This is a genomic window from Sulfuricurvum sp. RIFCSPLOWO2_12_FULL_43_24 (assembly GCF_001829605.1).
Lineage (GTDB): Bacteria > Campylobacterota > Campylobacteria > Campylobacterales > Sulfurimonadaceae > Sulfuricurvum.
The window spans coordinates 1-12,496 of sequence record NZ_MIBT01000110.1; the positions used below are offsets into that span (position 1 = coordinate 1).

11 protein-coding genes are annotated in these 12,496 nt (G+C 44.7%); 2 read left to right on the forward strand and 9 right to left on the reverse strand.

Annotated features, from left to right (window positions below; translation table 11 throughout):
• From A3G19_RS10255 to A3G19_RS10285, 7 genes are all read right to left on the reverse strand, one after another.
• On the reverse strand, positions 1-520 hold a 520-nt coding region (locus A3G19_RS10255; protein ID WP_294872617.1), incomplete at its 3' end, for a molecular chaperone TorD family protein.
• A gap of 88 nt (positions 521-608) precedes the next feature.
• The gene (locus tag A3G19_RS10260; RefSeq protein WP_015653074.1) at positions 609-3,998 is read right to left on the reverse strand and encodes a molybdopterin-dependent oxidoreductase; all 3,390 of its coding nucleotides are present in this window, start codon (positions 3,996-3,998) and stop codon (positions 609-611) included.
• 13 nt (positions 3,999-4,011) lie between these two features.
• Positions 4,012-4,911 carry an NrfD/PsrC family molybdoenzyme membrane anchor subunit gene (gene nrfD / locus A3G19_RS10265; RefSeq protein ID WP_015653073.1) on the reverse strand — a complete coding sequence of 300 codons (900 nt, stop codon included), beginning with the start codon at positions 4,909-4,911 and terminating at the stop codon, positions 4,012-4,014.
• Positions 4,911-5,546: a 4Fe-4S dicluster domain-containing protein gene (locus A3G19_RS10270; protein ID WP_015653072.1), complete on the reverse strand. Its 636-nt coding sequence runs from the start codon at positions 5,544-5,546 to the stop codon at positions 4,911-4,913. Before A3G19_RS10270 ends, nrfD begins: the two co-directional genes overlap by 1 nt.
• Before the next feature lie 229 nt (positions 5,547-5,775).
• Positions 5,776-7,068, reverse strand: coding sequence for a histidinol dehydrogenase (gene hisD / locus A3G19_RS10275; RefSeq protein ID WP_294872620.1), 1,293 nt, complete (start codon positions 7,066-7,068; stop codon positions 5,776-5,778).
• Positions 7,069-7,080: 12 nt separating this feature from the next.
• Positions 7,081-7,500, reverse strand: a complete 420-nt coding sequence (locus tag A3G19_RS10280; RefSeq protein ID WP_294872621.1) for a thioredoxin family protein — start codon at positions 7,498-7,500, stop codon at positions 7,081-7,083.
• A gap of 1 nt (position 7,501) precedes the next feature.
• A complete protein-coding gene (locus tag A3G19_RS10285; RefSeq protein WP_015653069.1) occupies positions 7,502-8,008 on the reverse strand; it encodes a shikimate kinase in 507 nt (168 codons plus the stop codon).
• Positions 8,009-8,070: 62 nt separating this feature from the next.
• On the opposite strand from A3G19_RS10285, the gene A3G19_RS10290 reads away from it, so the two are divergent.
• Positions 8,071-8,379 carry a cupin domain-containing protein gene (locus A3G19_RS10290; protein ID WP_015653068.1) on the forward strand — a complete coding sequence of 103 codons (309 nt, stop codon included), beginning with the start codon at positions 8,071-8,073 and terminating at the stop codon, positions 8,377-8,379.
• Here A3G19_RS10290 and A3G19_RS10295 read toward each other — a convergent pair.
• Together A3G19_RS10295 and A3G19_RS10300 are read right to left on the reverse strand one after the other, a co-directional pair.
• Positions 8,369-9,955: a methyl-accepting chemotaxis protein gene (locus A3G19_RS10295; RefSeq protein WP_015653067.1), complete on the reverse strand. Its 1,587-nt coding sequence runs from the start codon at positions 9,953-9,955 to the stop codon at positions 8,369-8,371. The two genes, A3G19_RS10290 and A3G19_RS10295, sit on opposite strands and share 11 nt — an antisense overlap.
• A gap of 30 nt (positions 9,956-9,985) precedes the next feature.
• On the reverse strand, positions 9,986-11,359 hold the full coding sequence (locus A3G19_RS10300; protein WP_015653066.1) for a M23 family metallopeptidase: 1,374 nt from the start codon (positions 11,357-11,359) through the stop codon (positions 9,986-9,988).
• 79 nt (positions 11,360-11,438) lie between these two features.
• On the opposite strand from A3G19_RS10300, the gene fbaA reads away from it, so the two are divergent.
• Positions 11,439-12,496: class II fructose-bisphosphate aldolase (gene fbaA, locus A3G19_RS10305; RefSeq protein WP_294872622.1), on the forward strand; the 1,058-nt coding region annotated here is incomplete at its 3' end.

Consider the following 12,496-nt stretch of genomic DNA (forward strand, 5'->3'; position numbering starts at 1 on the left):
ATTTCATATTGATCAAATACATCGGTGCCCATTTGAGCAAATGGGAATTTAAAAAGTTGTGTTGAACATTGATCAACTCTTGTACCGCTTCATGATCGCCCTCTTCGAGTGCTTTTAGCTGTGCTTCACACAAATGATGCATAAATTCCATCTCAATACCGATATGATCGGACGATACGACACGAGCTACTTCATAATCAACGAGAAAGTCGTAAGAACTGTAAATATCGGTCACTGGATTGGCACCCCCGGTCTCGATCATCTGGTCAGGTCGTGTGTAAAATGTCTCATACGGCACCAAATGAAGGAGTGATAGGTTGGTAAAATCAGGATTCAAATACTCTTCCAAAAGCTTTTGCGATTCGATCTCTTTGCGCGGCTCCCAATCTCGCCAGTGGGGCATAAATTCTAAAACCGTTTCATCGTTTCGCAGAATCTCCAAACGTTCCACATCTAACTCTTGAAGCAATATTCGTGATAACAACGCATATAAATTACTGCGTGCGATAATTTCATCCATAAAAATGACCTTTAATAAAGTAACGTGATTGTAGCTTACAAGGCTGAAAAGTGCCTAATGAGAGTGTGTTATACGAAGGTATCAAGCCTTAGGACTTGATACTCACTTCATAGACCGATGGATCGAGATTGACCCAAGGGCGTTTAATATGGCGAGGACGGCGAAGGGTTGAATTTGAATCCAAACCACGCGTCAATTTGTCTCTCCATGCTTGGTAGACTTTAAAATTATTATCGTAGTTTACGAAAATATCCCCGATTTTATCTCCCGCTTGTGCCGGTTCCAAAAGAACCTTATGGTGCCAGCAGTGCATACCCGAAACAGGGTCAGGATGAGGAGCCGCAACGGCATTTTGCCATGAACCGCTCAAACCATCCCACCAAATATTACCGGAGTCACGGTTGTAGTCAGCGAAACGCTCTGTGTGGAAAGGTTTAATCCCCTCGACGTATTTGAGTTTGCCTACTTTTCCGTCCATTTGGATCTCAGCTACCGGAACCCCGAAGCTGTTAAGCCCGGTTGTCCCTTCGTAATCATCGATAATGCTTTGTCCACCTGCTTTACCGACATTCGCCGGAGATTCGGAGAGGAACTCTTTATTATTCAAATCACGCGGTGCCACGCCCGGCGCTACTTTTCCATCACTTACACCGTTTGGAATCGTAACCGCATTGGTGAGCTTCCAGCGTCCGCCATGGTGTGAACAGGCAAGTGTTCCCGGAAGAACACCCTCTGTCGGAACCGCCATCGCAACGAAATGACCCCCTTCTAAACCAGAAACCGTATCCACAATACGAACACGGATCGCATCACCGCGTTTAAAGCCGAGACGAGCTGCATCTTTCGTCGAAATCCAGATCGGATCATGATTCTGTGAGATCTCCATCAAATGTTTCGAGTTCGCTGAACGGGTATGAATGTTATACGGCAAACGGAATACCGTATTGAGTGCAAATGAATTCTCTTCCGTCATGTATTTATGGTTAACATGAGATACAAGATGGATGTATTCATTTTTCTCATCCTCGTTACGAGGATAGAACGGCATTGCATACTCTCTCCAATGCCAATCGGTAGCCCATTGGGTATAGAATTCGAGTTTTTTCGTCAGGGTTGCAAACCCTTCCATTTTTTTACCGTCAATCTCGATACCGATTTTTTTCTCTTTACCGTGATGATCTTGCGCTGAGATCACTCCACCCGCTCCAACACTCATTGTTCCCGCAGCGAACTTGTGGCCGTGTGAAATAACTTCACCGTCTTCAAATTTGAGTTCACGCTCTTGTGCATTGAAGATTTTATCCTCTTCCATCCATACACCGTAATCACGAAGATACGAATAAACCGGGAACTCTTCGTTCATATAACGTGGATCATTGGTAGCCGTCTCTTTGAGTTTCGGCAAGTTGTCCCCGAACGCCGCATCGTACCACTCTGCGATGGTGACCGTTTTACCCGGATTACGTTTGGATTCCCACATTTTTTTGATTCCGAGAGACCCGTCCGGATCGATATAATCGGTACATAGTTGGAACCAGAACTCATTCTCTTCCCACACTTCACCCAGACCCGCTTTAATATGTGCTTCGAGGGTTGCACGGGCAGGATTTTTAGCTTTCCAGCCCGATTTTTCCAACGCTACACGCAATACCGGCTGACGGAAGCTTGTCCAGCGTGCCGGCATCGTTGCTTCAGAGTGTTGGTCATGGCGTTCACCCGCAAGACCTACAGGGAGAACATAGTCCATATACCAGTTGGTTTCTGACCATACCGGAGAGAGGTTCATGGTAAGCTCCATGATCTCTTCATTTTTCAACACTTCGATCCAACGGAAACCGTCCGGATTAATCCATACCGGATTGTACATACGTGGAATATAAACCGCCAATTTGCTTGGGACGGTCAATCCGCGATCTGTCCATTTTTTCTGCCACGCCGTATCGCTCAAAAGGTGTGGAAGAAGATATGAGAGCTCATACGTTGATAACGGCCATTCAGGAGGCCATGTCAACTCATTCCATGCTTGTACTTTCGGTACATCGGCACCTGAGATCCCTTGACCTACGGTAGCGCTCCCCCCTTTACCGGAGACAGAGATAACGTGCCAGTGGTGGAAGAAGGTTCCCCCCTCGGTTCCGATAGCTCCACGAAGTCCGATACAGAAATAGGCTGAACGTCCGCCCATCCACGCACCACGGTTACCCGCAGCCGCTGCACGCCAGATATAGGTAGAGATCGCATCACCTGCCCAGATAAACATCTCATAGAGTTTTTCGAGTTTATAGGCAGGAACATGGGTCTCTTTCACTGCATACTCAAGGGTATACGGAGCGTACATATCTTTCAAAAGCTCCATGTAGCTCTCAAAGCTGCGGTCTGCCGGAAGTTTAGTAATTTGACCTTTTTCAACCATAAAGTTAAGATGCTCGGAATCGTTCATCAAGGTTTCCCAGTTGAACCATTTTTTCACAAACTTCTTATCCGTCATATTTTCGCTGAGGATACGATTCGCTAAATAGAGATAAATAGCTGCTTCCGTCCCCGGCCATGCCGCGATCCATAAATCCGACATCCCCGCAGAGTTCGACATACGTGGGTCCATAACGACGAGTTTAGCCCCTTTTTTACGCGCATCGGCGATAAAGCTTGCTGATTGCTGAAAATAGTGCCCCGCATCCGCTGCATGAGAGGAGTTTAGGAAAATAAGTTTTGCATTTGCCCAGTCCGGACTGGTGCGGTCATCGTTCGCTGTCCAGATCGTCGGAGTACGACCGTTGGATGAACAGATATTCGTATGAGAGTTATACGAATCCAATCCCAATGTTTCCCAAATTTGAGGAACAAAGCCGTTTTCATTTGGACGACCGACATGGTACATGACCGATTTTTTAGAGAGAAGATCCCCTTTACGAATCGTATCGGCCATTTTTTTACCGATGGTAGACATCGCTTCATCCCACGTCGTACGGATCCACTTACCTTCTCCGCGTTTTGAACCCGGCGCACGTTTAAGCGGGAAAGGGATACGGTCAGGATCGTACATCTGCGATTGAACCGCGTACCCTTTTGCACAGTTGCGTCCGCGTGAAGCGGGGTGAAGAGGATTTCCCATGTATTTTTTAACGGTAAACGTCTTTTTATCGATCCATGCAGTAAGTCCGCATGATGCTTCACAGTTCGAACACGCTGTCGGAACGATCATGAAATCATTTACATAAATCCCATCAGGATTGTTTTCACTCTGTACACCGTGACGATCAATACCGCCACGTTTCCAATCTACACCGCTAAGTTCTTGGAAATGGTTCCATTGATCTTGAGGAGGATAGAATGAGAGGCTATCAGGAGTGTTGGTGAATTTGCTCTCTTTTACCGATTCAGCGGCTGCATCAACGGTAAAAACTCCTTTAGCGATTGCGGCACCCGCTACAGTGAGCGCGGTCCCTTTTAAAAATGTTCTTCTACTTTCTAAATACATCATAATCTACCTCTTAGCTCATATTTAACAATTGAGGAATAACCAACCACACGTGTTTCGTTACCCACAAACCGACCAGTGCAACCACTGCGGCAATTTTTAACAAATAGTACGATTGGTTTTTCAAGCTCAAACATACCAATGCCATCGGTACCAAGAATGCCATTACTTGTCCAATCCAGAACATTACGGTATATTCGCCGCCTTTAATAAACTCGAGAGTTGCCCCGACTTCTTCCGCTTTCATCGATCCGAAAATAAGTTCAGCCATGTAGAGGATAAATGCTGCTGCTGCCGCAAGTCCCAAAACAACTGCCAAATCTTTTTTAACCGCATCGGAGAATTTATTACCGCCGAGAAGAATCATCGTGGCCGTTCCTGCAAGGAGAGCCGCCAAGATCATTTGCGCCGATTCCGTCGGCATTTGCCATAACTCACGCGCCGTTGACTGCGCCATCAATCCTGCTGTATACAACGTTACAGGAACAGCAAGAAGTACGGTCCATCCGAGGAGCTTGTCATACAAAACTTCATCTTTTTTCAGGTAGATTGCGTATGCCATACCAAACAACAATCCTACGAAACCGGTTGCCATCCACGCACCGATCGTAATCGCCGATGTCAAATGAGGATAGAAGAAAATATGCCAGAAACGGAACATTTGGTGCAAATCGATGACCGTAAAAAACAAGAAAATATGGATAAATACAATCGAAATCGCAACTATCGGAAAACGGATAAAGGCTGTTTGCTCAGGATGTTTCTTAAGCAAATAAAACCCGAGGAAAATAATCCCCGTCCCAATACTTTTTGCCCACATATTCATCGTAATAATCCAACCCCAAACGATACCCGGAAGAGCAACGTCAAGAACTACAACCGCGTTTGTTGCCGCTATTGTTTCGTGTACCATTAGTGCCCTCCTATAGGGAGATGTTTAAGATTATTGAAAAGGTTGTGACCTTCACCACGGAACGATGCCAACGGGTTGAGTGTTACATTGCCGCCACCGACGTAATAGTGGTGAGGGAATGTCCCTTTTTCCGGTTTACGTACTTGGACGTTTCCTTGGTGTGATTGGATGTATTTACTGATGTTCGACATCGGATCATCCAAATCACCGAAGATATTGGCCTCAACCGGACAAGCGACAACACACGATGGCATCATCGAACTCGCGACACGGTGCGCACAGTAGGTACATTTATCGGCTGTTTGTGTTTGAGGATCAATGTAGATCGCACCGTACGGACAGGCCATAACACAGCCCGCACATCCGATGCAGCGCTCTTTATCGATATTAACAATACCGTTTTCAAGATAGTGCAATGCACTCACGGGACAAATACGTTCACACGGTGCATTGGCACAATGATTACAGCGAAGCGGTGTAAATGTCCGCTTCGTCTCCGGGAATGTTCCTACATCAACATATTTGACACGTAGACGCCATGTACTAAGCGGAACTTCGTTCTCCACTTTACATGCGATCTCACAGCCCTTACACCCCATACATAGGCGAAGGTCTACTAAGAAACCTAATTGCATATATTCTCCTTATTCCTGATTCACGTGAATGCCATTCATGTCATAAGCAACATGAATAATCTTTATTTGATGCCGTGATTACAGGCATTTAACGGCATTTCTGCTGGGTTGATAGTAGCCAAAATAGGTTTAACCGAAACTAAAAGGCGACCCGTTTTTGCTATAACTTTTTGATATGTAACCGTTTGGAAATGTTTCCCGCAAAGGGGAAAAGAAGGATAAAAAAGATTTATTTGTCGAGGCGGCAGCGAACCGATGCTTCGTGTGCACCCAGCCCTTCGGTATGAGCGATAAGGGCACACGCCTCACCGATTTCATTGATCGCTTGACGTGAAAATGAGATGATGGAGGATTTTTTCATAAAATTCTCAACCCCAAGCGGTGAGTAGAATTTCGCTGTCCCACCGGTAGGGAGAGTATGATTCGGCCCTGCAACGTAATCTCCGATCGCTTCAGGGGTATAATGGCCTAAAAAGATCGCCCCTGCATGTTTGATGGACGGCAATAAAGCAAAAGGGTTGTCCGTCGCTACTTCGAGATGTTCAGGTGCTATCTCGTTCATCAAACGCACCGCTTCTTTCATCGAATCGGTTACAATAATAGCGGCGCGCTCTTCGATCGATTTACGGGCAATCTCTTCACGAGGAAGTTTTTTGAGCCAATTTTCAATCTCGAGGGCACAGGCATCCGCAAATTTTTGTGACGGGGTAATCAAAATTGAGCTCGCCATCTCATCATGCTCTGCCTGAGAAAGCAGATCGATCGCGATGTGTACAGGATTCGCCGAATCATCCGCCAGTACACCGATTTCGCTCGGACCTGCGATCATATCAATGTTTACTTCGCCAAAGACCATTTTTTTTGCCGTTGCAACAAAAATATTACCGGGACCCGTAATCACATCTACTTTTGGAATCGTTGCCGTTCCATACGCCATTGCCGCAATCGCGCTAGCGCCACCCACTTTGAACACTTCGCTCACACCGCACAGATGGCACGCCGCCAAAAGAAGCTCATTCGGTTCATTATCAGGAGTCGGTGTTGTTACGACGATGTGCTCAACCCCTGCCACCTGAGCAGGAATAACGTTCATCAATAATGAACTCGGATAGGCCGCTTTTCCTCCGGGGATATAAAGCCCGGCACGATCAACCGGAGTTACTTTCTGTCCTAAAATCGTCCCGTTAGCTTCGGTATCGAACCAGCTTTTTGGAAGCTGTTTTTCATGATAAACACGGATACGATCATACGCCAAGTGCAAAGACGCTTTCAGTGCCGGGTCCAGTGCCTCATACGCACGCTTCATATCATTGGTATCGATACGTAACTCCGTACCAGAAGAAGGGCTCCATCGATCGAATTTTGAGATGTGTCGGATCAAAGCATCATCACCATCCGCTCTTATTTCATCGATGAGCCCTTTAACGATTGTAGAGACATGCTCCATATCCATCTTTCCACGCCCTAGTAGTTCGTTAAAGACTGTCTCAAAATTGGATTCATTCGTATGGATTAGTGTCATTTAATATCCTTTTTACTTGCTCGCCGCACTTTTTTTGTATTCTTGTTTGACCATATCCAGTGCATTGAGAAACTGCTCACTCTCAACAGCCCCCATCACAGGTTGATACATCGGTTCGCCATCCGATTTCAAAAACCATGTCCCCGGTGTTCCCGGAACATTTAACTGACGTGGAAAAAGTGGATTCTCATCTATATATACGATCGCACTGATAAAATCCGCATTGAGTTTTTGCACTACTTTTGGATTTTTCAGCGTTGTAGTTTCAAACTGAACACAAAAACGGCAATGATGATTTGAAACAATAAACATCAACGGCTTTTGGGCCGCTTTTGATTTAGCGATCGCCGCTGAGTATTCTTTTTCCCACTTGATCTCAGCAGCGAAGATTACTGTGACGCACATCAATAGCATTAAAAATATTTTTTTCATCTCATTTAACCTTTTTAAGAATCTCTTTTGCGATGTCCGGTATATCTTTATTACTCACATCGATCACAATATCGGCTACTTTCTTATAAAGAGCGGAGCGTTCATCATAAAGCTTTATTGCTTTATCGATATCTTGAAATAAAGGGCGTTTGCGTAATTTCTTTTGGGCATCAGGATGTTCGAGAATGCGATTGTGTATCGTCTCAAACGGTGCGGACAAATAGACGACTGTCCCGATTTTTTTCAAATTCGGTACTTTGAAAAATCCGCCTCCGGTAGAAATTAACGTCCCTTTGACCTCTTTTTGGAGCCACTGAGCCACTTTACGCTCCAATGTACGAAAATATTCTTCACCCTCTTCGGCAAAGATTTTTTTGATACGGCGGTTTTCCATACTTTCGATTATATCATCCGTATCGAGTGCAATCAGATTGGATTGTTTGACAATCTCTCGTGCCACGGAACCTTTGCCGACCCCCATAAAACCGATTAAGACAATGTTTTTCATAAATTCTCTGCTGTTGGTTTATAATAGTGACATCATATCACGCGTTAACTTAGGAGATATTCTTGATCATAGTAAATAACCTTTATCACAACGACAAACCCGCTGAAAACAGTGAAATATTTTCAACTCTTTTTCAAAATCATTCGATCAAAATTGAATCAATTCGATCATGGCTTAAAACCCCCGGAGAACGCTATGAGCAAGAACAAGATGAATGGGTATTGCTTTTAACCGGGAGGGCTTGCCTCCAAGTCAATGATCAGGCACTAAACCTGGTAGCAGGAGATTATTGTTTTATTCCTCATCACACCAAGCATCAGGTTTTATCAACCTCTAACGATGCTCTTTGGCTTGGAATTTTTAGCTCTTAAACTCATTAATACGAGCAGAGAGCGAATTGGCGACTTCAAGTAACTGTTTCGAATCATTTTCAATCTGCTCAACACTGTGGCGATTCGATTCCGAAACATCATTAATCTGTGAAATTTTATCAATGATCCATTCGATATGACCGACAACCTCGACTGAATCATTATAAGAACGTTCCGCTACTGAGACAGAGCGTTCCATCTCTGAAGAGGTAGCCGAAATTTTTTCTTCTACTTCATTCGATATGACCGTTAAATCGTTCATATTTCGGGCATTTTCACCCATTTTATCGCTGACATCATTAATCGCTTGGACAATCGTTCCTACACTGATTTCGATTTCGGTCAAGCTTTTTTGGGTACGTTCCGCAAGTTTTCGTACCTCATCGGCAACAACGGCAAACCCGCGTCCATGTTCTCCCGCACGCGCCGCTTCGATCGCAGCATTCAGTGCCAAAAGGTTGGTTTGATCGGCAATATCTTTGATAACCCCGAGTACACTCTTCACTTGATCTGCATCCTGACGCAAAGACAACAACTGAGAAGACATCTCTTGCTCATTTTCAATGTATCCTTCTACCTCTCCGACAAGACGGGACAAGGCATCTTTGGCGGTGACCAATTCACCGTTTGCGTTGGCAACATTGCGTTGTGTTTGCTCTGATATGGCAATCGCTCCCGATAAAATCTCTTTAATGGAATGGCTTTTCTGGGTCGTTGCTTCGACAATTTGACGCTCTTGTTCTACCCCTCTTGATATAACCTGCGTCGCATCGGTGATCGTCGTCGCAATGGTTGAATTTTGACGGCCAAGCTCTTTAACCTCATTGACCGTCTCTTGTACCATCGAAACAAAACGGTTTACAGCCGTAGCAGCTTGCGAGAACTCATCTTTTTTCGTCACTTCAAGCCGTTTGGTTAAATCTTTATCTCCGCTGACCAACGCTCCAATGCGGTTGCGTAAACCCTCAAGTGGCGTCAATACTTCTTTTCCAAAGAAGATATTGAGGACTGAGACGAAAACGATAACGACAACGCTAAGCGCGATCAACAAAATGGTTTCGGTTTTACTGATTTCTTCATCATTTTTCTCTAAAGAAATGACCAAATCCATTACCCCTAAAACTTCTCCCGTCTGGATATTTGTATGACATGCCAAACATCGATCTTCCGCGATAAGGGGCTGAAGTAGACGAATAGTATGAGCACCGTTGGTATTTTCGATCACTTGAGACTTTTTGTTTTTAAAAACTTCACGAATAAGAGGCTCTTCGGTAAATTTTGATTCAGGAGCGAGCAAGTCAATAACCGCTTGTGATTTTTCAACCTTTAGCGCTTCAATACCCTCAATCTTTTGGGCATTAGCAATGGCTTCTGCGACAACTGCCGGGTCACCGGCAAGCATACTGCCGGTGAGGGTTTGAAAAATCGACTGGCTGAGCATATTAAGCGATCGCTTCGCCGTCTCATTCGAAAAATCATGAAACGTTGTCGTTAAGTACCAATAGATTGTCCCTAATCCTAAAAAACTAAAAAGCAATGTTGTAAAAATAATTTTTGATTTGACAGTATCGAACATGTGAAAACCCCGTTGTTATAATCTGTGGAATTATTGTACCGTATATTGATCGCCTTTACGCGGTAAAGTGACAATTCCTTGCAATGTTTGCATTTTAATCGGCAAATTCATCGGTCTGCGCATCGAAACCGGATCTACTTTACTGACACTAAAATGCAAATGCGGCCCGCTGCTGTAACCCGTATTTCCCGAATATCCGATCAAATCGCCTTTAGCAACCTTTTGTCCGATCACCGCGACAGCACCGCCTTGTTTCAAATGGTAATAATTTCCCATTGTCCCATCGCTGTGCTCAATAATGACATAATTGGCAAATTTACGATATTCGGGACTGCCCCCACCAAGGTTGTTGCTCCCTTCTGAGCCCACCACGGTCCCTTCGCGCGCGGCATAAATCGGCGTCCCGACCGGAACCGGAAAATCAACCGCATACGCCGATAGTCCTTTGTGCGATGTCTCCCCATGATATCCTTGCGAAATATGAACATCAGCCCCTTTTAAAAAAGGGAGTTTATAAACGTACTCATCTTTATGGATTGCAAAAGCCGATCCCCTCACCCATCCGTACGATGAGCGATAATCAACTCCTAACGCGGAAGAAATTCGTGAGAGTTCCAAAACTCTTTTTTTACTGCGTCCGGGTACTTCTATGAACAATGGAAGGTTTCCAGAGGCTTTTAAATTCGTAAGAGCCTCAAAATCAATACTCATCGTTACGGTATAGGGATTCAAATTTTCCGCTTCGAATTCAAATCCCCCTACCCCATTGGACTCTGCACTGAGAATAACACTGTTACGCGAACCGATTTGCGCAGTTTTTTTAACACCGGAGACTTCAGAGCGCTTTAAAATCCTCAAATGTTCTTCATACGCCTGTTCTTGTTCAATAGCAACCTGAATACTTTTTTGCTCCAGTGCCTGCTCATCGCACAATGCTTCAATGGACTTAATCGCGTGATACGGATAATTTTTTTGGTAAAATGCAATCACTTCAGAACGGATACGAGGATGATGGAGAGGATCAAGCGGTGCTGAAATCAAATCTTCAAAACTTTTCTTATCACTTTTGTCCATAGCTATGTGTAACGATTTACGATACAGATCATCGATGGATTCTTTCGTACGCGACAATTCTCGTAACTCTCTCAGATACGAATTCAAAATTTCTTTGTCAACCTCTTTGGATCCGGAGAGTTCTCTTCCCACGCTCAATGTCGCATCAACATTGCTCAAAAAGTTTCGTAATATTACTTTATTCGGCTCCATAACCGGTTTTTGGCTCAGTTTGTCAATCGAAACAGTACTTTTCTGGAGAGGGTCAGCCAAGGTATCAAATACTAATGGAGCTGAGGCCGCGTAAAGAACACTGCACCCGATCAAAAGCGAAAAACCGAAACGGACCAAAATCAACTCCCTTTTCTTTTAATTCTAACATTATTGCTCTAAGAGTATAATATCGTCAATTTTAACTGTGGGGTAAAGAATGTCCAAACGTATTTTAGAAGTGATGAAACCGGGAGTGCTTTTCGGTGATGATGTTCAAAAACTATTTGAAATTGCAAAAGAAGAAGGGTATGCTCTTCCGGCGGTCAATGTTGTGGGAACCGATTCAATCAATGCAGTTTTAGAAGCGGCAAAAGTAGTCAACTCTCCTGTTATTATCCAATTTTCAAATGGAGGAGCCAGTTACTACGCCGGTAAAGGGCTTAGCAACGAAGAAGAAAAAGCGGCCATCGTCGGTGCTATCAGCGGAGCGATCCATACCCATATGATGGCTGAAGCCTATGGCATTCCCGTCATACTCCATACCGACCATGCGGCGCGCCACCTTCTCCCGTGGATTGATGCACTTCTCGATGCCGGTGAAAAACACTTCGCTCAATACGGCAAACCACTCTTCACTTCTCATATGCTCGACCTCTCCGAAGAATCACTCGAAGAGAACGTCGCAACCTGTGTTGAATATATGAAGCGTATGGACAAGATCGGTATGACGCTCGAAATCGAACTCGGTGTGACCGGAGGAGAAGAAGACGGAGTAGACAACACCAATATCGACAACGCCCTCCTCTACACGCAACCCGAAGATGTCGCCTACGCCTATGAAAAACTCAGCGCAGTAAGCAACCGATTCACGATCGCCGCATCATTCGGAAACGTTCACGGCGTTTATAAACCGGGTAACGTCGTCCTCACTCCGATCATCCTAGACAACTCCCAAAAATACATCCAAGAAAAATTTGCCACCGCATCGGACAAACCGGTCAATTTCGTATTCCACGGCGGTTCAGGATCAACTCACGCAGAAATCCGCGAAGCGATCAGCTACGGGGTTATCAAAATGAATATCGATACCGATACCCAATGGGCAACATGGGAAGGGGTGAAAGATTATTACGAAAAGTATAAAGATTACCTCCAAGGGCAAATCGGAAACCCAGAGGGTGAAGATAAACCGAACAAAAAATATTATGACCCTCGTAAATGGCTTCGCGACGGGCAAAAAACATTGGTTAATCGTGTGAAAGCAGCGTTTGAAGA

Excerpts from the sequence above, each read along its gene's own strand:
- A3G19_RS10285 (WP_015653069.1), bottom strand. The coding sequence starts at position 8,008 with ATGAAAAACATTGTCTTAATCGGTTTTATGGGGGTCGGCAAAGGTTCC.
- A3G19_RS10270 (WP_015653072.1), bottom strand. The coding sequence starts at position 5,546 with ATGCAATTAGGTTTCTTAGTAGACCTTCGCCTATGTATGGGGTGTAAG.
- A3G19_RS10280 (WP_294872621.1), bottom strand. The coding sequence starts at position 7,500 with ATGAAAAAAATATTTTTAATGCTATTGATGTGCGTCACAGTAATCTTC.
- nrfD (WP_015653073.1), bottom strand. The coding sequence starts at position 4,911 with ATGGTACACGAAACAATAGCGGCAACAAACGCGGTTGTAGTTCTTGAC.
- A3G19_RS10295 (WP_015653067.1), bottom strand. The coding sequence starts at position 9,955 with ATGTTCGATACTGTCAAATCAAAAATTATTTTTACAACATTGCTTTTT.
- A3G19_RS10260 (WP_015653074.1), bottom strand. The coding sequence starts at position 3,998 with ATGTATTTAGAAAGTAGAAGAACATTTTTAAAAGGGACCGCGCTCACT.
- hisD (WP_294872620.1), bottom strand. The coding sequence starts at position 7,068 with ATGACACTAATCCATACGAATGAATCCAATTTTGAGACAGTCTTTAAC.